General features: G+C 69.3%; 18 protein-coding genes. 11 read left to right on the forward strand and 7 right to left on the reverse strand.

Translation table 11 applies throughout. The features are described 5' to 3' along the window. The first annotated feature begins 115 nt into the window (after positions 1 to 115). Entirely contained in the window at positions 116 to 1,252 is a 1,137-nt protein-coding gene (locus CRT23_RS07190) for an S-(hydroxymethyl)glutathione dehydrogenase/class III alcohol dehydrogenase (RefSeq protein ID WP_103709148.1), read from the forward strand. Positions 1,253 to 1,431: 179 nt separating this feature from the next. Then, positions 1,432 to 2,265, forward strand: a complete 834-nt coding sequence (gene fghA, locus CRT23_RS07195; protein ID WP_103709149.1) for an S-formylglutathione hydrolase — start codon at positions 1,432 to 1,434, stop codon at positions 2,263 to 2,265. A 6-nt stretch (positions 2,266 to 2,271) separates the two neighbouring features. On the opposite strand, the gene uraD is transcribed toward fghA, so the two are convergent. Genes uraD through CRT23_RS07215 form a run of 4 tightly spaced genes read right to left on the reverse strand, consistent with a single transcriptional unit; the run spans position 2,272 to position 5,077 of the window. Next, positions 2,272 to 2,802: a 2-oxo-4-hydroxy-4-carboxy-5-ureidoimidazoline decarboxylase gene (gene uraD / locus CRT23_RS07200; RefSeq protein ID WP_103709150.1), complete on the reverse strand. Its 531-nt coding sequence runs from the start codon at positions 2,800 to 2,802 to the stop codon at positions 2,272 to 2,274. 5 nt (positions 2,803 to 2,807) lie between these two features. Then, entirely contained in the window at positions 2,808 to 3,161 is a 354-nt protein-coding gene (gene uraH / locus CRT23_RS07205) for a hydroxyisourate hydrolase (RefSeq protein WP_103709151.1), read from the reverse strand. A 50-nt stretch (positions 3,162 to 3,211) separates the two neighbouring features. Continuing rightward, positions 3,212 to 3,718, reverse strand: coding sequence for a hydroxyisourate hydrolase (gene uraH, locus CRT23_RS07210; protein WP_103709152.1), 507 nt, complete (start codon positions 3,716 to 3,718; stop codon positions 3,212 to 3,214). 18 nt (positions 3,719 to 3,736) lie between these two features. Next, the gene (locus tag CRT23_RS07215; RefSeq protein WP_103709153.1) at positions 3,737 to 5,077 is read right to left on the reverse strand and encodes an MFS transporter; all 1,341 of its coding nucleotides are present in this window, start codon (positions 5,075 to 5,077) and stop codon (positions 3,737 to 3,739) included. 253 nt (positions 5,078 to 5,330) lie between these two features. On the opposite strand from CRT23_RS07215, the gene CRT23_RS07225 reads away from it, so the two are divergent. Further along, entirely contained in the window at positions 5,331 to 6,260 is a 930-nt protein-coding gene (locus CRT23_RS07225; protein WP_103709155.1) for an AEC family transporter, read from the forward strand. A 5-nt stretch (positions 6,261 to 6,265) separates the two neighbouring features. Here CRT23_RS07225 and CRT23_RS07230 read toward each other — a convergent pair whose 3' ends face one another. Further along, positions 6,266 to 7,522: a D-amino acid dehydrogenase gene (locus tag CRT23_RS07230; RefSeq protein WP_103709156.1), complete on the reverse strand. Its 1,257-nt coding sequence runs from the start codon at positions 7,520 to 7,522 to the stop codon at positions 6,266 to 6,268. A 208-nt stretch (positions 7,523 to 7,730) separates the two neighbouring features. Here CRT23_RS07230 and CRT23_RS07235 point away from each other — a divergent pair, with 208 nt between their 5' ends. The 5 genes from CRT23_RS07235 to CRT23_RS07255 all read left to right on the forward strand — a co-directional run bounded on the left by CRT23_RS07235 (position 7,731) and on the right by CRT23_RS07255 (position 11,216). Further along, the gene (locus tag CRT23_RS07235) at positions 7,731 to 8,171 is read left to right on the forward strand and encodes an Lrp/AsnC family transcriptional regulator (protein WP_103709217.1); all 441 of its coding nucleotides are present in this window, start codon (positions 7,731 to 7,733) and stop codon (positions 8,169 to 8,171) included. Positions 8,172 to 8,272: 101 nt separating this feature from the next. After that, entirely contained in the window at positions 8,273 to 8,929 is a 657-nt protein-coding gene (locus CRT23_RS07240; protein ID WP_055952464.1) for a DUF47 domain-containing protein, read from the forward strand. Positions 8,930 to 8,937: 8 nt separating this feature from the next. Then, positions 8,938 to 9,948, forward strand: coding sequence for an inorganic phosphate transporter (locus CRT23_RS07245; protein ID WP_103709157.1), 1,011 nt, complete (start codon positions 8,938 to 8,940; stop codon positions 9,946 to 9,948). 48 nt (positions 9,949 to 9,996) lie between these two features. Further along, on the forward strand, positions 9,997 to 10,680 hold the full coding sequence (locus tag CRT23_RS07250; RefSeq protein WP_103709158.1) for an MgtC/SapB family protein: 684 nt from the start codon (positions 9,997 to 9,999) through the stop codon (positions 10,678 to 10,680). Between the two features lie 275 nt (positions 10,681 to 10,955). After that, on the forward strand, positions 10,956 to 11,216 hold the full coding sequence (locus tag CRT23_RS07255; RefSeq protein ID WP_055952455.1) for a hypothetical protein: 261 nt from the start codon (positions 10,956 to 10,958) through the stop codon (positions 11,214 to 11,216). 12 nt (positions 11,217 to 11,228) lie between these two features. Here CRT23_RS07255 and CRT23_RS07260 read toward each other — a convergent pair whose 3' ends face one another. Next, a complete protein-coding gene (locus CRT23_RS07260; protein WP_103709159.1) occupies positions 11,229 to 11,687 on the reverse strand; it encodes a hypothetical protein in 459 nt (152 codons plus the stop codon). Positions 11,688 to 11,838: 151 nt separating this feature from the next. Next, a complete protein-coding gene (locus CRT23_RS07265) occupies positions 11,839 to 13,302 on the reverse strand; it encodes an MmgE/PrpD family protein (protein WP_103709160.1) in 1,464 nt (487 codons plus the stop codon). A gap of 516 nt (positions 13,303 to 13,818) precedes the next feature. On the opposite strand from CRT23_RS07265, the gene paoA reads away from it, so the two are divergent. The 3 genes from paoA to paoC are packed head-to-tail and all read left to right on the forward strand — an operon-like array spanning position 13,819 to position 17,588. Next, positions 13,819 to 14,418 carry an aldehyde dehydrogenase iron-sulfur subunit PaoA gene (gene paoA / locus CRT23_RS07270; protein ID WP_245436024.1) on the forward strand — a complete coding sequence of 200 codons (600 nt, stop codon included), beginning with the start codon at positions 13,819 to 13,821 and terminating at the stop codon, positions 14,416 to 14,418. Beyond that, positions 14,415 to 15,365 (forward strand): xanthine dehydrogenase family protein subunit M, encoded by a 951-nt coding sequence (locus CRT23_RS07275; RefSeq protein WP_103709162.1) that lies wholly within the window; start codon positions 14,415 to 14,417, stop codon positions 15,363 to 15,365. The genes paoA and CRT23_RS07275 overlap by 4 nt, the downstream gene beginning before the upstream one ends. A gap of 3 nt (positions 15,366 to 15,368) precedes the next feature. After that, a complete protein-coding gene (gene paoC, locus CRT23_RS07280; protein WP_103709163.1) occupies positions 15,369 to 17,588 on the forward strand; it encodes an aldehyde oxidoreductase molybdenum-binding subunit PaoC in 2,220 nt (739 codons plus the stop codon). Positions 17,589 to 17,618: the final 30 nt, after the last annotated feature.

Genomic DNA, 17,618 nt, shown 5'->3' on the forward strand with positions numbered 1-17,618 from the left:
CAAACACCAGGCAGATTTTCGGGCCGTTCGGCTTGCCACCCCCCGGGTGCAGCGAGGCGAAGCGCCGGCATCCATCGCCGCCGTCCGTGATCATCACAGCTTTAAGGACAACGCTATGAAGACGCGCGCTGCGGTCGCGTGGGAGGCCAAGAAGCCTCTCACGATCGAGACCATCGACATCGAGGGACCCAAGGCCGGCGAAGTTCTCGTCGAGCTGATGGCCACCGGCATCTGCCACACCGACGCCTACACCCTCTCGGGCCTGGATTCCGAGGGCAAGTTCCCGGCGATCCTCGGCCACGAGGGCGCAGGCATCGTGCGCGAGGTCGGCGCCGGCGTCACCGCGCTGAAGCCCGGCGACCACGTCATCCCGCTCTACACCCCGGAATGCCGCAACTGTAAGTCCTGCCTGTCGCAGCGCACGAACCTCTGCACCGCCATCCGGGCGACGCAGGGCCAGGGCGTGATGCCGGACGGCACCAGCCGCTTCTCCTGCGTCTCCACGGGCGGAAGCCCGGGCGGGTCCAACACCCTGTTCCACTACATGGGCTGCTCGACCTTCTCGAACTTCACGGTCCTGCCCGCGATCGCGCTGGCCAAGATCCGCGAAGACGCGCCCTTCGACAAGATCTGCTACATCGGCTGCGGCGTCACCACCGGCATCGGTGCGGTGATCTACACCGCCAAGGTCTGGCCCGGCGCCAACGTCGTGGTGTTCGGCCTCGGCGGCATCGGCCTCAACGTGCTTCAGGCCGCCCGCATGGTCGGCGCCGACAAGATCATCGGTGTCGACATCAATCCGGACAAGCAGGAGATGGCCCGCAAGTTCGGCATGACCCACTTCATCAACCCGAAGGAGGTCGGCAACGATCACGTGGTCCAGGCGATCCTCGACGTGACCGGCGGCGGCGCGGACTTCTCGTTCGACTGCACCGGCAACGTCAACGTGATGCGTCAGGCCCTCGAGTGCTGCCACCGCGGCTGGGGCGAGTCGATCGTCATCGGCGTGGCCGAGGCCGGCAAGGAAATCGCGACCCGTCCGTTCCAGCTCGTCACCGGCCGCGTCTGGAAAGGCTCGGCCTTCGGCGGCGCCCGCGGCCGCACCGACGTGCCGAAGATCGTCGACTGGTACATGGAGGGGAAGATCAACATCGACGACCTGATCACCCACACCATGCCGCTTGACCAGATCAACCACGGCTTCGACCTCATGCACGAGGGCAAGTCGATCCGCTCGGTGGTGGTTTACTAAGGATCGGGCGCGATCCGCCCCCTCTCCCTTCCGCGGGAGAGGGGGCGACCGCTCCGACGGTCGCGCTCCCGCTCCCGACCCGCCGACGCGGGGGAGCGGGACGCGCATCGGCACAATCCCTCGGTGACCCTACCTATGCCCCGAAGCGGGGCCAGCCCCCGGACAGGAGATCACGGCCCATGGAAACCATCTCGAAGGCCCGCGCCCATGGCGGCACGCAGGGCGTCTACAAGCACGATGCGCAGACCACGGGCTGCCCGATGACCTTCGCGGTGTTCGTACCGCCCCAGGCCGAGGCCGGTCCGGTGCCCGTGCTGTGGTACCTGTCGGGCCTGACCTGCACGCACGCCAACGTCATGGACAAGGGCGAGTACCGGAAGGCCGCGGCCGAGCACGGCGTCATCATCGTGGCGCCCGACACCAGCCCGCGCGGTGCCGGCATCCCCGACGAGGAGGGCAACTGGCAGTTCGGCTCCGGCGCCGGCTTCTACCTCGACGCCACCCAAGCGCCCTACACCGTAAACTACCGGATGTGGAGCTACGTGACGGAGGAGCTGCCGGCGCTGATCGCCCAGGAGTTTCCGGCCGACATGTCCCGCCAGGGCATCTTCGGCCATTCCATGGGGGGGCACGGCGCGCTGACCATCGCCCTCACCTACCCCGACCGCTTCAAGTCCTGCTCGGCCTTCGCGCCGATCGCCCAGCCCTCCACCGCGGGTTGGTCGAAGCCGGCCTTCGAGAAGTATCTCGGTCCGGATGCGAGCACCTGGCGCGCCCACGACGCCACCGCGCTGATCGCCGACGGCCACCGCTTCTCCGAGTTCCTGGTCGATCAGGGCACCGCCGACAGCTTCCTCGACGACGGTCTGCGTCCCTGGCTCCTGGAAGAGGCCTGCAAGACCGCCGGCATTCCCCTGACCCTGAACATGCGCGAGGGGTACGACCACTCCTATTACTTCATCTCGACCTTCATGGCCGACCACATCGCCTGGGCGGCGGCGCGCCTGAAGTAGGTCTTCTCACCCGGATCCGGCGACGAGGCGATCGAGCCGCATCCGGGTGATCAGCGCGATCTCGTCGAGGGCGGCCTGTTCCTCCTCGGCGGGCGCGCCGCGCAGGCGCGCCGCGAAGATCGCCAGGATCTCGGACCGCGCCCGGCCGCGCACCGCGATGATGAAGGGAAAGCCGAAGCGCCGGCGATAGGCGGCGTTGAGGCGGTCGAAGGCCTCCGCGTCCTCGGGCGGCATGTGGTCGAGCCCGGCGCTGCCCTGTTCGCTCGCCGAATCCGCCGTCATGCTGCGGGCCCGCGCCTCCGGGCCGGCGAGCTCCGGGTGGCCGTTGAGGAAGGCGATGCGGGTCTCGGCCGGCGCGGCGCGCACGGTCCGCATCATGGCGCCGTGCAACGCGTCGACGCTGGCGAAGGGTCCATGCGCATGGGCGCGCTCGGCGACCCAGGCCGCGTGCTCGAACACGCCGCCGAACCGGACGACGAAGCCGGCGGCATCGAGCCGGTTGATCGCGGCGAGGTCGAGCTTCCCGGGATCGGCCATGGCGGTCAGCTGCCTCGGTAGGTGGCGCAGGTGCCCGGCGCGCACAGCATCGGCACATGGTAGTGCTGCCCCGCATCGAAGACCGCGAAGCGCACCACCGGATTGTCGACGAAGATGTCGGCCTCGGTCACGCCGGGCTTGGCATTCAGGTAGGCGTCGATGTGGAATTCGAGCTGGTACTGGCCGATCCGGGCCTCCGCGGCGGGCAGGATCGGCGCGTCGGTGCGCCCGTCCGCATTGGTGACGACGCTCTTCACGAGGCGCCAGGCTCCGCCCTCCATCACCGAAAAGTCGATGCGCACCCCGGGCGCCGGGCGGCCGCGATCCGCGTCCAGGACGTGTGTGGTGATGCCGGCCATGTGCAATCGGGCTCCGGAATGTGTCTCGCTCAAGGGTGGCCGAGGGGGCGTCAGCTGCCGCGATAGTAGGAGTAGCCCCACGGGGTGAACAGCACCGGCAGGTGGTAGCGCTGCCCGGCATCGCGGATCACGAAGCGGACCGGCACGAGGCTGAGGAAATTCGGTTGCGGCAGCGCCACGCCGAACCGCGCGAAGTAGGCCTCGAAATGCAGCAGCAACTCGTACTGGCCGACCTTCAGGGCCTCGTCGACCAGGAGCGGCTCGGCCGGGCGGCCGTTGGCGGCGGTCGTCACGGTCTTGAGCGTGCGATAGGTGTCGCCGTCCCGGATCGCGAGGTCGCAGACCATGCCGGCACCGGGCGTGCCGTGGAAGTTGTCGATGGCGTGCAGGGTCAGGCGTGGGCCGAGGCCGGCCTGGGATTTCGGCGCCGTGGCCAGGGCGCTCGGCGGGGCCGGAGGGGCTTGCGCCAGGGCGCCGGTGGCGGCGACGGCACCGAGGCCGGCGCCGACGAGGCTGCGGCGCGTGAGGGCCGGACGCGGGAGAACCGATGGATCCATGGCGTGAGCTGCTCCAGGTCAGGCGGGTTCGTGCGCGGCGCGCGCCGCGGCCCGGCGGACCAGGGCGGCCGGCGCAGGCGGGATGAAGAGGAGGATGAGGAGGAGTGTGGCCACCTCGAAACCTGCGACGATCCAGAGTCCGGCGGCGGCCGAGCCGGTCTGCTCCCGCAGGGCTCCCATCACCGCCGGCGCGCCGAACCCCGCGAGGTTCGCCACCGCGTTGATCAGCGCGATGCCGGCCGCCGCGGCCGAACCGGCGAGGAACCGCCCCGGGATCTGCCAGAAGACCGGAATGGCGCTCATGGTGCCGGCGATCGCCACCGTGAGGGCGACGATCGACAGCACCGGACTGATCGGGACGAGCACGCCGAGCAGCGCGATCGCCACGGCGCCGACCAGGGCCGGGATGCCGCAATGGAAGCGGGCCTCGCCCGAGCGGTCGGAATGGCGGCCGTTGAGGATCATCCCGGCTGCGCCGCAGAGATAGGCGCCGGACATGATCCAGCCGATGGTGAGCGGGTCGGTGTAACCCGCCTCGCGGACCACGCTCGGCCCGAAGAACGTCAGGGCCGAGTTGGCGGTGATGATGCAGAAGAAGATCGCGATGCACTGCCAGACCCGGACATCCCGCAACGACGCCAGGATGCGGTGCTCGCGCGGTCCCAAAGCCGCCGCGTCGCGCGCGAGGTCCGCGGCGACCAGGGCGCGCTGCTCGGGCGTCAGCCAGCCGGCCTTCTCCGGACGGTCGGTCAGGTAGAACAGCGTGACGATGCCGGCGAGGATCGACGGGATGCCTTCGAGGAGGAAGACCCACTGCCAGCCGGACCAGCCGTTCACCCCGTCGAGCCCGGTCATGATCGTGCCGGCGAGCGGTCCGCCGATCACCCCGGCGATGGCGGAAGCCGACATGAACAGTCCGAAGACCTTGGCGCGTCGCTCGGTGGGGTACCAGTAGGTCAGGAACAGGATCACGCCCGGATAGAAGCCCGCCTCGAACACCCCCAGGAGGAAACGCAGCAGGTAGAACAGGCCTGCGGTGGTGACGAACATCATCGCCACGCAGCAGAGACCCCACAGCAGGGTGATGCGCGCGATGGTCTTGCGGGCGCCGATATGCTCGAGGAGGAGGTTGCTCGGCACCTCGCAGAGGAAGTAGCCGATGAAGAAGATCCCGGCGCCGATGCCGTAGACGGTCTCGCTGAACTTCAGGTCGGCGAGCATCTGGAGTTTGGCGAAGCCGATGTTGACCCGGTCGATCCAGGAGAGGACCCAGAGGAACATCAGGAACGGCAGCAGCCGCCAGGTGATCCGGCGATAGGTCTCGTCGAGGCCGGCCGGCGAGGGCTGTTCGGGCGCCATCAGTCAATCCGCAGCCCCGGCGATTCGAACCGGGTTGATGCATCAAAATGATGCAAATCGGGGGCCAAGTCGACGCGTCCGACAGGGTGCTCGGCCACGAACCTGGGGATGGACGCGCCCCGCCGCGCGGGGAACGCCTCTGCCCGGTACACGTCCCCGATCCACCTCGCGTACAGACGGCCCTCGTCCCACACGAGTCGCGAACCATGCCCCTGTCGAACGCTGCCGGTCCCGGCGTCTTCCGGCCCGCCGCGTGACCGCGACGGTCATCCTCGCCCTGGTGCCGATCGCGCTGCTGATCGGCCTCGGCATGCTGCTGCGCCGCCATGGCTTCCTGGCCGAGTCCTTCTGGGGCCAGGCGGAGCGCCTCGGCTACTACGTGCTTCTCCCGGCGCTGTTCATCCACGGGCTGGCCACGGCACGCCTCGACGGCGTGCCCGTCCTCACCCTGGCGGGCGTCCTCGTGGCGTCGACCCTCGCGGTGGCGCTCGTGCTGCTCGCGATCCGGCCGCGTCTCGGCCTCGACGGCGCGGCCTTCACCTCGGTGTTCCAGGGCGGCGTGCGCTTCAACAACTATGTCGGGGTCTCGGCGGCGGCGGGGCTGTTCGGCCTGCAGGGCATCGCCCTCGCGGCTGTCGCCAACGCGGCCATCGTGCCCACGGTCAACATCCTCTGCGTCCTCGTCTTCGCGCGCTTCGGATCGGGCGGCCGGCGCGCGCCGCGGGCGATCGTCCGCCAGCTCCTCCTGAATCCCCTGGTGGTCGCCTGCGGCCTCGGCATCGCCCTGCAGGCGACGGGCCTCCGGCTGCCGCCGGGCCTGGAGCCCACGCTGAAGGCCTTGGGGCAGGCCTCCCTTCCCCTCGGTCTTCTCTGCGTCGGCGCCGCCCTCGATCCTCGTATGATCCGGACCTGGCTGCGTCCGGTGGTCATCGCGTCGGTCGCCAAGTTCGTGCTGATGCCGGCGGTGACGATCCTGGCCTGCCGCGCCGCCGGCCTGCACGGGCCGGCCGCCGCCACCGCCCTGCTGTTCCAAGCCCTGCCGACGGCGTCGTCGTCCTACATCATGGCTCGGCAGCTCGGGGGCGACGCGCCGCTGATGGCCGGGATCCTCGCCCTGCAGACCCTGCTCGCCGGGCTCGCCATCCCCCTGGTCATGCACCTCCTGGAGGGGTTCACCGCCTGACGGCCTCAGGCGGCGTAGCGGGCGAGCGCCAGGTCGGCATGGTCGATGTCGGGCGTGCGCCCGGACATCAGGTCGGCCAGCATCCGCCCGGAGCCGCAGGCCATCGTCCAGCCCAGGGTGCCGTGCCCGGTGTTGGTGTAGAGGTTGCCATAGCGCGTGGCGCCCACGATGGGCGTGCCGTCCGGCGTCATCGGCCGCAGGCCGGTCCAGAACTTGGCCGCCGCGAGGTCGCCGCCGTTCGGGAACAGATCCCGGACGCAGCGCTCCAGGGTCGCCCGGCGCGGGGCGCGGAGGGCATCGCTGAAGCCCGCGAGCTCGGCCGTGCCGCCCACCCGGATCCGGTCCCCGAGGCGCGTGAGCGCGACCTTGAAGGTCTCGTCCATGACGGTGGAGACCGGCGCCTGGTCCGGGTCGGTGACCGGCAGGGTGAGCGAGTAGCCCTTCACGGGATAGATCGGCAGCCGAAGCCCGAGGGGCTGGAGAAGACGGGGCGTGAAGGAGCCCATGGCGGCGACGTAGGCATCGGCCCGCAGCGTCTCGGACCCGCAGACCACCCCCGTCACCGTGTCGCCCGCGTTCTCGAGGCGATCGATGCGCGTCCCGTAGCGGAAACGGACGCCCATCCGCTCGCACAGGTCCGCGAGGCTCTGCGTGAACAGGTGGGCGTCGCCGGTCTCGTCACCGGTGAGGCGAAGGCCCCCGACGATCGTGCCGCGAACGCCGGCCAGCGCCGGCTCGGCCGCGATGCATCCGGCCGGGTCCAGCACCGCGTAGGCGACGCCGTAGGTATCGAGGACTCGGGTGTCGTCGCCGACATGGTCGAGCTGTTTCTGCGTGCGGAAGAGTTGGAGGGTGCCGCGGGTGCGGTGGTCGTAGGCGATCGCGGTTTCGGTCCGCAGATCGCGCAGGACGTCCCGGCTGTACTCGGCGAGCCGGACCATGCGGCCCTTGTTGCGGATATACGCCTCCTCGGTGCAGTTTGCGAGCATGCGCGCGAGCCAGCCATAGAAGCGCGGCTCGACGGTCGGCCACAGCACCAGCGGCCGGTGGCGCATCATCAGCCACTTCATCGCCTTGATCGGAATGCCGGGGGCCGCCCAGGGGGCCGAGTAGCCCGGCGAGACCTGGCCCGCATTGGCGAAGCTCGTCTCCATGCCGGCGGCGGGCTGCCGGTCGATCACCGTGACGGCATGGCCGGCCTTGGCGAGGTAATAGGCGGTGCTGACGCCGACCACGCCGCTTCCGAGAATCAGGACCCGCATCGCACGTCTCCACGTAGGCCGGGAACGCCAAGCAGAAGCGGGGCCATGCCGCTCGCCGCCCCGATCGCTCCGGTCTCACCGCAACAGAAACACCCGATCGTGCGAGCGGTGCAGCGAAGATCGTGCAGGTTCTGCCACCGAAGCGTGGATCGACGCACGATCCTGCGATACGATGCACGATCATGGGACACACTGCCCGAGGATGCCGATGCCGCCCGACGCGATCGATCACGCCATCATCCGGGTTCTTCGGGAGGATGCGCGGATCCCGAATGCCGCGCTGGCGCAGCGCGTCGGTCTGTCGGCCTCCGCCTGCTTGCGGCGCCTGCGGATGCTGGAGCGCGACGGCACGATCCGCGGCTACACCGTGCTTCTCGACGGGCCCGGCTCCGCCGGCCTGGTGGTGATGACCCGGATCGCCCTGGAGCGGCAGACCGAGGACTGCCTCAACCGGTTCGAGGCGGCCGTGCGGCGCTGCCCCGACATCCAGGATTGCTACCTGATGACCGGCGATTCCGATTATCTCCTGAAGATACGCGTCGCCGACATGGCGGAATACGAGCAACTGCACCGGTCGGTGCTCTCGAAGCTGCCCGGCGTCGCCCGCATCCAGTCCAGCTTCACCATCCGCAGCGTCGTCGGCGGGTGATCGCCCGGGCGTCGAGCCACGGCAAAGCCCGCAAGGGCTCTGGTCACGCGCGCACAAGAACTCTAGTTGGCTAATGAAGCAGGGTGAGGCCGGAGTCGGGGATGCTGGGTTGGTTCAAGGCGTTGATGCCGCGCGAGGACCGGTTCTTCGACCTGTTCGAGCGGCATTCGCGCACCCTCGTGGCCGGCGCCGAGGCGCTGCAGGGTGTGCTCCAGGGCGGCGACGCCGTTCCGCGCTACTGCCAGCAGGTGGTGGAGCACGAGCATGAGGCCGACACCATCACCGCCGAGGTCCTGCTCGCGGTGCGCCGAAGCTTCATCACGCCGTTCGACCGGGGCGACATCAAGGACCTGATCCAATCGATGGACGACGCCATCGACCAGATGAACAAGACGGTGAAGACGATCGCCCTCTACGAGGTCCGCAGCTTCGAGCCTCTGATGCAGGAGATGGGCGGCACAGTGATCGAGGCGGCCCGGCTCACCGCCGAGGCCATCCCCCTGCTCACGGCCGTCGGAACCCATGCCGGGCGCATCAACACCCTGACCGAGCAGATCACCCGGGTCGAGGGACGCTCGGACGAGATGCAGGAGCGCGGTCTCAGGGCGCTCTACCAGGCCCACCGCAAGGATGGCGGGGACGGCGACACGATGGCCTACCTGATCGGCGCGGAGATCTACGGTCACCTCGAGGACGTGGTGGATCGCTTCGAGGACGTCGCCAACGAGATCAGCGGCATCGTGATCGAGAACGTGTAGGCGACCCGATGACCGACGCCGCCGCGCTCGCCCTGCCCGCCCTCGTCGGCCTGATCGCCGTCGCACTGTTTTTCGATTTTCTCAACGGGCTGCACGATGCGGCCAATTCCATCGCCACCATCGTGTCGACGCGGGTGCTGAGGCCGCAATTCGCGGTGCTGTGGGCGGCGTTCTTCAACTTCATCGCGTTCCTGTTCTTCGGCCTGCACGTGGCCCAGACCCTCGGCACCGGGATCGTCGATGCGGGGATCATCGATCCCCGGGTGATCTTCAGCGCGCTGATGGGCGCCATCGCCTGGAACATCGTCACCTGGGTCTTCGGGATCCCGTCGAGCAGCTCGCACGCCCTGGTGGGCGGCCTCATCGGCGCCGGCGTCGCCAAGGCCGGGTTCAGTGCGGTGGTCTGGAGCGGGCTGACGAAGACGGCCGCCGCCATCGTCCTCTCCCCCCTCCTCGGCTTCCTGCTCGCGCTCCTCCTGGTGCTCGTGGTCTCCTGGCTCTGCGTGCGTGCCACGCCGTTCGCGGTCGACCGGCGCTTCCGCGCCCTGCAGTTCGTCTCGGCCTCGCTCTACTCCCTGGGCCACGGCGGCAACGATGCGCAGAAGACCATGGGGATCATCGCGGTGCTGCTCTACTCGCAGGGCCACCTCGGCGCATCCTTTCACATTCCCCTGTGGGTGGTGATCTCCTGCCAGTCCGCGATGGCGCTGGGCACGCTGCTCGGCGGCTGGCGCATCGTGCACACCATGGGCTCGAAGATCACGCGCCTGAACCCGATGCAGGGGTTCTGTGCCGAGACCGGGGGCGCGATCACCCTGTTTGCCGCCACCTGGCTCGGGGTACCGGTCTCCACGACCCACACCATTACGGGTGCGATCATCGGCGTCGGCGCGGCGCGGCGGACCTCGGCGGTTCGCTGGGGCGTCGCCAGCAACATCGTGGTGGCCTGGGTTCTGACGCTGCCGGCCGCCGCCCTGATCGCCGCAGCCTGCTACGCCGTGACCGCCTTGGTCGGCTGACGCCCGGTTCGGCCGGCGCGTGACATCGGGATGGGAGGTGACCCGGGGATGCTGGGTAACGTCGAGATCGTCTGGCGCCTGCTCCTGGCCGCGATTCTGAGCGGGCTGATCGGCATCGAACGCGAGCGCCTGCTCTGGGCTGCGGGCATGCGCACGCACATGCTGGTCGGCGTCGGCGCCTGCCTGATCATGATCGTCTCGGCCTTCGGATTCGCCGACGTGCTGGGAACGCAGAACGTCAGCCTCGATCCCTCGCGCATGGCCGCCCAGGTCGTCTCCGGCATCGGCTTTCTCGGGGCGGGGACGATTCTCCTCCGAGGCGAAGTGGTGAAGGGGCTCACCACCGCCGCGAGCCTCTGGGCCGTGGCGGCCGTCGGCCTGGCGGTCGGCGGCGGCCTCTACGTGGCGGGCATCGCCACCACGGTGATCCTGCTGGTGATCCTGGTCGGGATGAAGCCCCTGCAGGCGCGCTACCACGACCGGATGCATGTCCGGCCGCTCCGCGTGGTGGCCAAGCCCGGCTGCATCTCCATGGAGACGGTCCAGGCCGTGTCCGGCGTGCGCCCGTCCCGGATCCGTCAATTCGTGACGCGGCGCGGGTCCGACGCTGAATTCGACGAGACACGGATCACCTTCGTCCCGCTGTCGCGCGGCTCCGTGGAAGACATCGCACAGAAACTTCGGAGTCATCCCGGGGTGATCACGGTCGATGATCTTCCCGAATCCGGCTAGGCATGCATGATGACCCGCAACCCTCGCGGCATGACCGCGCCGGGATGTTGGGTTGGGAAACGATTGCGGTTCAGGGTCCGTGAAACGCGCTCTTCGACGGCGGATCTCGCGGCGCCATTCGGGCGTTTGGGACCACGAACGCGCGTCGCCCTCCCCCCGGTCCGGGACGTCGTCGGGACCGTGAAACGACGGAGGGAGGACGAGATCGTGATCAACGCAAGCGAGGCCACCTGCGCCGTGCCGGCCGCTTGTCTCCAGCGGATGCCGGTCCGTCCTTGAGCCGGCGTCGTTCATCCGCCGAGGCCGTTTCCGACGACAAGGGCAAGCGGGCCAAGAGCCACGTCTTTCTGGTCGCCGTGAAGCAGCGCCGCGAGGCCTTGCGCGTCTACGCGGTGCTGACCTCCGCGCAGGACGCGGCCCTGGCGATCGTCGCGGCCGAGAATGCGGAGGGTGCGGCGGTCGAAGCGGCCGGGCGCCTCTCCAAGAAACTGGCGCGGCCCCTGAAGCTGAAGCCCGAGGTGCCGCACCCCATCTGACCGAAGCCGCCCCTAGCGGGATCGGCAGATCGCCCGATCCGTATAGAGCACGACGTCGCCCTGCTTCGGATTGTTGACGGTGAACGGCTCGATGCTGTCCCGGGGCAGGAACCCGCGCCCGAGCTCGCGGTCGAAGAAATCGTGGCCGATCTCCATGTAGCAGCGATCGAGGACGGCGGTGTATCGCAGCGACGTTTGCACCGCGGCACCTCCGGCCCCGTCACCACCTCGGGCTCCATAGGCATCGCAGTAGCCCGACAGCTCGAGGCTGCCGGGGCCCGAGAGCCGGATCGCGCGCGACGTGCCGGGTCTGACCACGAAGGACGGGCCGCCCTGCTGCGCGCCCACCAGCGTCAGGGGCGAACGGTTATAGACGTGCCGGATGCAGTCGGCGCTCGCGGCGCCCGCGCTCGCGGCCAGCGCGAGGACGGGCAATGCCGCCCGGCCGAACCACCGAAATTCCTTTTGCATCACGCACCTTTGCCAAGAAGACTGGATTACCAAAAAGACTGAATTGCCAAGACGTCTGGTTTGCCGAGACGACCGGGTCGGAAGACGGACGATCGGATGAGACGGCGTGCGCCAACAGCTAGGGCACCGGGTCGCCCGCGGCGAGACCGCCTCAAGCCGTCAGCAGGGGCGACAGCGTGCGGATGTCGGCGACGGTTTCCAGGGCGTTCAGGCGGCCGATGAGATCGTCGGCTTTGCCGGCGCCGATGACCGGGACGATGAGATCCCGGACCTTCGCGCTGACCCGCTCGGTGCTCAGGGGATTCTCCTTCGTACCGGGCGGATACTTGGTCATGTGTTCGACGGTGCGGCCGTCGGACAGGGTGAGCACCACCCGTGCGCTGCGCGGGGCCTCGGGCATCATCAGGGTGGGATCGCCGACGAGTTCGATCCGGTCGCGGACCGCCCGGATCGCCGGATCCTGCATCAGGGTGGCGTCGTGGCTGTCGGCGAAGGAAACGCCGCCGCGCACCAGCGCGAGGGCGACGAGGTGCTGGCAGCTCACGTCCGGCATGGCGCTATGCCCGACGATGCCGATGGCGTCCGTGGGCAGGCTGACGCGGACGTGCCGGACGTCCTCGGCGCTCAGGCCATGCTCCGTCCGCAGGGTCAGCACCGCATCGAGGGGCGACTGGATCGGGTAGCCGACCGAGAACGTCTTGATGGCCGTCTCGGCGACGTAGAAGCGCGTCCCGAGATCCGCCACCATCGCTTCGGGCTTCGGGGCGCTCGACAGGGCGATGAACAGGTTGTGGGTCCCGTCGAGGACGTCGGCGACGCCGGTGAGACCCGCCTCGACCATGCTGACGGCGGTCACGCCGTTGCGGGCGCCCATGCCGGCGAAGTCGAACGCCTTCTCGATGTGGTCCTCGTCCTTGACCCAGCTCCAGAGTCCCGAGACCTGCTGGGCCGCGTAGGAGAGGGCGAACCGCGTGCGTTGCTCGTCGAGGCGGGCCAGGGACGAAGCCGCCCCGAGGGCGCCAAAGGTGGAACTCGTGCCCTCGGCACTGCGATGGCTGCCGCGCACGAGGTCGGGGCCGAGCGCCATCAGCAGGCGGCAGCAGAGGTCGTAGCCCAGGGCGACGGCGCGCAGCATCTCCTCGCCGGACCGGCCGTCCCGCTCGGCGATGGCCAGCGCCGCCGGGACCGTCGCCGAACCCGGATGTGCCTTGGTCACGGGCTCGAAATCATCGGTCTCGTCCGCATGGGCGCACATGGCATTGGCCAGGGCGGCGTTGATCGCGCTGGTCCGCAGATCGGTGCCGACGACGCTGCACTGCGCGACGCCGCCCTGCCCACGGACGTAGCCGGCGGCCATCGTGCCGGGTCGCATCCGGGCACCCGAGAGCATCGCTCCGAAGGTGTCGAGGATGCGATGCTTGCAGGCGGTCATCACCTCCGGTGGCAGCGGAGCCTCGCGGGCCGCCACCATGTAGCGGGCGAGGCGCCCGGTGATGTCGGTGCCCGGCACCGTCTCGGCCGCGCGAACCGGCCAGGTCATCGATGCCAGAGCGGCGCCGCTGCCTGACAGCAGCCGACGACGGTGCATCGTCATCCCGAGCGTGTTGCGGTCCATGGTGCCGGCCCCCTGCGTGTCGCGTCGGCCGCACACTGCGCCTGCCGGACACCGCTGCAAAGTCTCCTCCCGCAAGACCTCACCCGGCGCTCATCGTCGAGGCGAGGGCCAAGTGCTTCTTGGGTCCTCTCTGTGTCGCCGGGTCCTCTCATCGACGGCCCACGAAATCTTGCAGCCTGCCGCCGGTGACTGCGCAAGCAGCGGACGTCGGGCCTTGCGACCTCTCGAGGTGTTCGGGCGCACACGAAGGTTCACGTCTTCCCACTCTGGAGAAATTCCAGGGACCGACGGCCCGAGTTCTGCGTTCTCGCTGAGCACTCCTCGCAGAAGGCAGGCGCACGTCTGGACGGATCCCGCGCGGTTCCGTGTCACGCCCCGGACCAAGATCGCCCCACCGAGCGTTCTCCTGGCCTGCGACGTAACCGGGCGCCCGTCCGCTGGCAGCCTCCTCCCGCTTCAGGTTCAGAGAACGCCATGCCAAGTTTCGGAGAGAATGAATTGAGTCGACGTGACGTCATGGCCGGAGCAACGGCCTGTGCGGCCCTGGCCGCGGTCCCCGCGCGGGCCGAGGGTCGGCCCGAGACTGCCGGTCCGGAACAGCCCGTGCTGGCGAAGGTGTCGCTGACGGTGAACGGTCAGCGCCGCGAGCTTGAACTCGACACCCGCACCAGCCTGCTCGACGCCGCGCGCGAGCACCTGCACCTGACCGGCTCCAAGAAGGGCTGCGACCACGGCCAGTGCGGCGCCTGCACGATGATCGTCGACGGCCGGCGCATCAATTCCTGCCTGACCCTCGCGGTGATGCACCAGGGGTCGGAGATCACCACCATTGAGGGGCTCGGCCAGCCCGACGCCCTGCACCCGATGCAGGCCGCCTTCATCAAGCATGACGGCTACCAGTGCGGCTACTGCACCCCGGGCCAGATCTGCTCCGGCGTCGCCGTGCTCGCCGAGATCAAGGCCGGCATCCCGAGCCACGTCACGGCCGATCTCAACGCCCCGATGCAGGTCACGGACGCCGAGATCCGCGAGCGCATGAGCGGCAACATCTGCCGCTGCGGCGCCTATTCCAACATCGTCGAGGCGATGACCGAGGTTGCCGGGAGGCCCGCATGAAGTCTTTCACCTACGAGCGCCCGAACTCGCCCGCGGACGCCGCCGCCGCCGTGTCCCGCAACCCGAACGCCAAGTTCATCGCGGGTGGCACGAACCTCCTCGACCTGATGAAGCTGCAGATCGAGACGCCGACCCACCTGGTCGACGTCAACGGCCTCGGGCTCGACACGATCGAGGCCACGCCGGAGGGCGGCCTGCGCGTCGGCGCCCTCGTCCGCAACACCGACCTCGCATCCGATGCTCGCGTGCGCAAGGACTACGCGGTCCTCTCGCGCGCCCTGCTCGCGGGGGCCTCCGGTCAGCTGCGCAACAAGGCGACCACCGCCGGCAACCTCCTGCAGCGCACCCGGTGCCCGTATTTCTACGACACCGCCCAGGCCTGCAATAAGCGCCAGCCGGGATCCGGCTGCTCGGCCCTCGACGGCGTCTCGCGCCAACTCGCCGTCATCGGTGCCAGCGAGGCCTGCATCGCCACCCATCCCGGCGACATGGCGGTGGCGATGCGCGTGCTCGACGCCACCGTCGAGACCGTCGATGCCAAGGGCGCCTCGCGAAAGATCCCGATTGCCGACTTCCACCGCCTGCCGGGCGACCGGCCGGAGGTCGACACCACGCTGGCGCCGGGCGAGCTGATCACGGCGGTGACGCTGCCGAAGCCCCTGGGCGGCGCGCACATCTACCGCAAGGTTCGGGATCGCGCGTCCTACGCCTACGCCCTGGTTTCCGTGGCGGCATTGGTCCAGCCGGACGGCAGCGGCCGGGCGGCCTTCGGCGGCGTGGCACACAAGCCCTGGCGGGTGGAGGCGGCGGAGGGCGAGATGGCCCGGGGCGCCAAGGCGGTGACCGCACAGGTCTTCGCCGGTGCCAAGCCGACCCACGACAACGCCTACAAGCTGACGCTGGCCGAGCGCACGCTCGGCGCCGCGCTGAACGAAGCGAGGGCCTGATCCATGAAGTTCGATACCCCCGCGGGCCAGAACCCGATCGACCAGCTCAAGGTCGTCGGCAAGGCCACCGATCGCATCGACGGCAAGTTCAAGACCACCGGGACGGCGCCCTACGCCTATGAGCGCCACGACGTGGTGGCGAACCAGGCCTACGGCTACGTGCTCGGTGCCGGCATCGCCAAGGGCCGTATCCGCGCCATCGACACGGCGGCCGCCAAGGCGTCGCCCGGTGTCGTCGCCATCGTCACCACCCTGGACATGCCGGCCCTCGGTCTCGGCCGGATGAACGCCGCGAACCTCTTCGGCGGAGCGCAGATCCAGCATTACCATCAGGCCATCGCGGTCGTTGTGGCCGAGACGTTCGAGCAGGCGCGGGCCGCGGCGTTCCTCGTCAAGGTCGATTATGCCCGCGAGGCCGGTCAGTTCGACCTCGAGGCCGTGGCGTCGTCCGCCAAGCCGGTTCCCGGCGACAGCGGCGAGGGCAGCGGCGGCGGTAGCGAAGACCGCGCCGGAGACTTCGAGGGGGCCTTCGCGTCGGCGCCCGTCACGTTCGACGAGACCTACACGACCCCCGACGAGAGCCACGCGATGATGGAGCCGCACGCGACCATCGCCGCCTGGGAGGGCGACAAGCTCACCCTCTGGACCTCCAACCAGATGATCGCCTGGACCAAGGGCAGCATCGCCAAGATCCTCAGCATTCCGGAGGCCTCGATCCGCGTCGACTCGCCCTATATCGGCGGCGGCTTCGGGGGTAAGCTGTTCGTGCGCTCCGATGCCGTGGTGGCGGCCCTCGCCGCCAAGGCCGCCGGCCGGCCGGTCAAGGTCGCCCTCACCCGGCCGCTGGTGGCCAACAACACCACGCACCGGCCGGCCACGATCCAGCGCATCCGCATCGGTGCGACCCCGGACGGGACGATCACCGCCATTGCGCACGAGAGCACCTCGGGCAACCTGCCGAAGGGCAAGCCGGAGACGGCGGTGGACCAGACCAAGCTCCTCTACGCCGGCGCCAATCGCCTGACGGCGATGAAGCTCGCCCATCTCGACCTGCCCGAGGGCAATTCGATGCGGGCGCCGGGCGAGGCGCCGGGCCTGATGGCCCTCGAGATCGCCATGGACGAGATGGCCGAGAAGCTGGGCATGGACCCGGTCGCCTTCCGTGTCCGCAACGACACCCAGGTCGATCCGGGTCATCCGGAGCGCCCGTTCTCCCACCGCAACCTCGTCGGCTGCCTCAAGCTCGGCGCCGAGACGTTCAACTGGTCGGCCCGCAACCCGAAGCCCGGCCAGGTTCGCGACGGGCGCTGGCTCGTCGGCATCGGCATGGCGGCCGGCTTCCGCAACAACTTGCTGATGAAGTCGGGCGCCCGTGTCCGCCTCGGGCGCGACGGCATGGTCACGGTCGAGACGGACATGACTGATATTGGCACCGGCTCCTACACGATCATCGCCCAGACCGCCGCCGAGATGATGGGCGTGGGCCTGGACAAGGTCGTGATCCGCCTCGGCGATTCATCCTTCCCGGTCTCGGCCGGCTCGGGCGGACAGTTCGGTGCGAACAACTCCACCGCCGGCGTCTATGCGGCCTGCGTCCAGCTCCGCGAGGCGGTGGCGCAGCGCCTCGGCTTCAACTCGGCCGACGTGGCGTTCGCGGACGGACAGGTCCGCTCCGGCAACCGCACCGAGACCCTGGCCAAGGCGGCCGGCGACGGCGAACTGGTGGCCGAGGATTCGATCGAGTACGGCGACCTCGCCAAGAAGCAGCAGCAATCGACCTTCGCGGGTCACTTCGTCGAGGTCGGCGTCGATATCGACACGGCGGAGATCCGGGTGCGTCGCATGCTGGCGGTCTGCGCGGCCGGGCGCATCCTCAACCCGAAATCGGCACGCAGCCAGGTCATCGGCGGCATGACGATGGGCGTCGGCGGCGCGCTGATGGAGGAACTCGCGGTCGACACCAAGCGCGGCTTTTTCGTGAACCACGACCTGGCCGGCTACGAGGTACCGGTGCATGCCGACATCCCGCATCAGGAGGTGATCTTCCTCGACGAGGTCGATCCGCAATCCTCGCCGATGAAGGCGAAGGGGGTGGGCGAGCTCGGTATCTGCGGTGTCGGCGCGGCGGTGGCCAACGCGGTCTACAACGCCACCGGCGTGCGGGTGCGAAGCTACCCGATCACCCTCGACAAGCTTCTCGGGCAGATGCCGGACGCGGCCTGAGACCGGGCGGACGAAGGCCGCGGCGGTGAT

Origin of the sequence: Methylobacterium sp. V23 (assembly GCF_002917135.1) — a bacterium.
GTDB lineage: Bacteria > Pseudomonadota > Alphaproteobacteria > Rhizobiales > Beijerinckiaceae > Methylobacterium.

What these genes read in the sequence shown, in the direction of transcription:
- CRT23_RS07190 (WP_103709148.1), top strand. Translation starts at nt 116, where the DNA reads ATGAAGACGCGCGCTGCGGTCGCGTGGGAGGCCAAGAAGCCTCTCACG.
- fghA (WP_103709149.1), top strand. Translation starts at nt 1,432, where the DNA reads ATGGAAACCATCTCGAAGGCCCGCGCCCATGGCGGCACGCAGGGCGTC.
- uraD (WP_103709150.1), bottom strand. Translation starts at nt 2,802, where the DNA reads ATGGCCGATCCCGGGAAGCTCGACCTCGCCGCGATCAACCGGCTCGAT.
- uraH (WP_103709151.1), bottom strand. Translation starts at nt 3,161, where the DNA reads ATGGCCGGCATCACCACACACGTCCTGGACGCGGATCGCGGCCGCCCG.
- uraH (WP_103709152.1), bottom strand. Translation starts at nt 3,718, where the DNA reads ATGGATCCATCGGTTCTCCCGCGTCCGGCCCTCACGCGCCGCAGCCTC.
- CRT23_RS07215 (WP_103709153.1), bottom strand. Translation starts at nt 5,077, where the DNA reads ATGGCGCCCGAACAGCCCTCGCCGGCCGGCCTCGACGAGACCTATCGC.
- CRT23_RS07230 (WP_103709156.1), bottom strand. Translation starts at nt 7,522, where the DNA reads ATGCGGGTCCTGATTCTCGGAAGCGGCGTGGTCGGCGTCAGCACCGCC.
- CRT23_RS07235 (WP_103709217.1), top strand. Translation starts at nt 7,731, where the DNA reads ATGCCGCCCGACGCGATCGATCACGCCATCATCCGGGTTCTTCGGGAG.
- CRT23_RS07240 (WP_055952464.1), top strand. Translation starts at nt 8,273, where the DNA reads ATGCTGGGTTGGTTCAAGGCGTTGATGCCGCGCGAGGACCGGTTCTTC.
- CRT23_RS07245 (WP_103709157.1), top strand. Translation starts at nt 8,938, where the DNA reads ATGACCGACGCCGCCGCGCTCGCCCTGCCCGCCCTCGTCGGCCTGATC.
- CRT23_RS07250 (WP_103709158.1), top strand. Translation starts at nt 9,997, where the DNA reads ATGCTGGGTAACGTCGAGATCGTCTGGCGCCTGCTCCTGGCCGCGATT.
- CRT23_RS07260 (WP_103709159.1), bottom strand. Translation starts at nt 11,687, where the DNA reads ATGCAAAAGGAATTTCGGTGGTTCGGCCGGGCGGCATTGCCCGTCCTC.
- CRT23_RS07265 (WP_103709160.1), bottom strand. Translation starts at nt 13,302, where the DNA reads ATGGACCGCAACACGCTCGGGATGACGATGCACCGTCGTCGGCTGCTG.
- paoA (WP_245436024.1), top strand. Translation starts at nt 13,819, where the DNA reads ATGGCCGGAGCAACGGCCTGTGCGGCCCTGGCCGCGGTCCCCGCGCGG.
- CRT23_RS07275 (WP_103709162.1), top strand. Translation starts at nt 14,415, where the DNA reads ATGAAGTCTTTCACCTACGAGCGCCCGAACTCGCCCGCGGACGCCGCC.
- paoC (WP_103709163.1), top strand. Translation starts at nt 15,369, where the DNA reads ATGAAGTTCGATACCCCCGCGGGCCAGAACCCGATCGACCAGCTCAAG.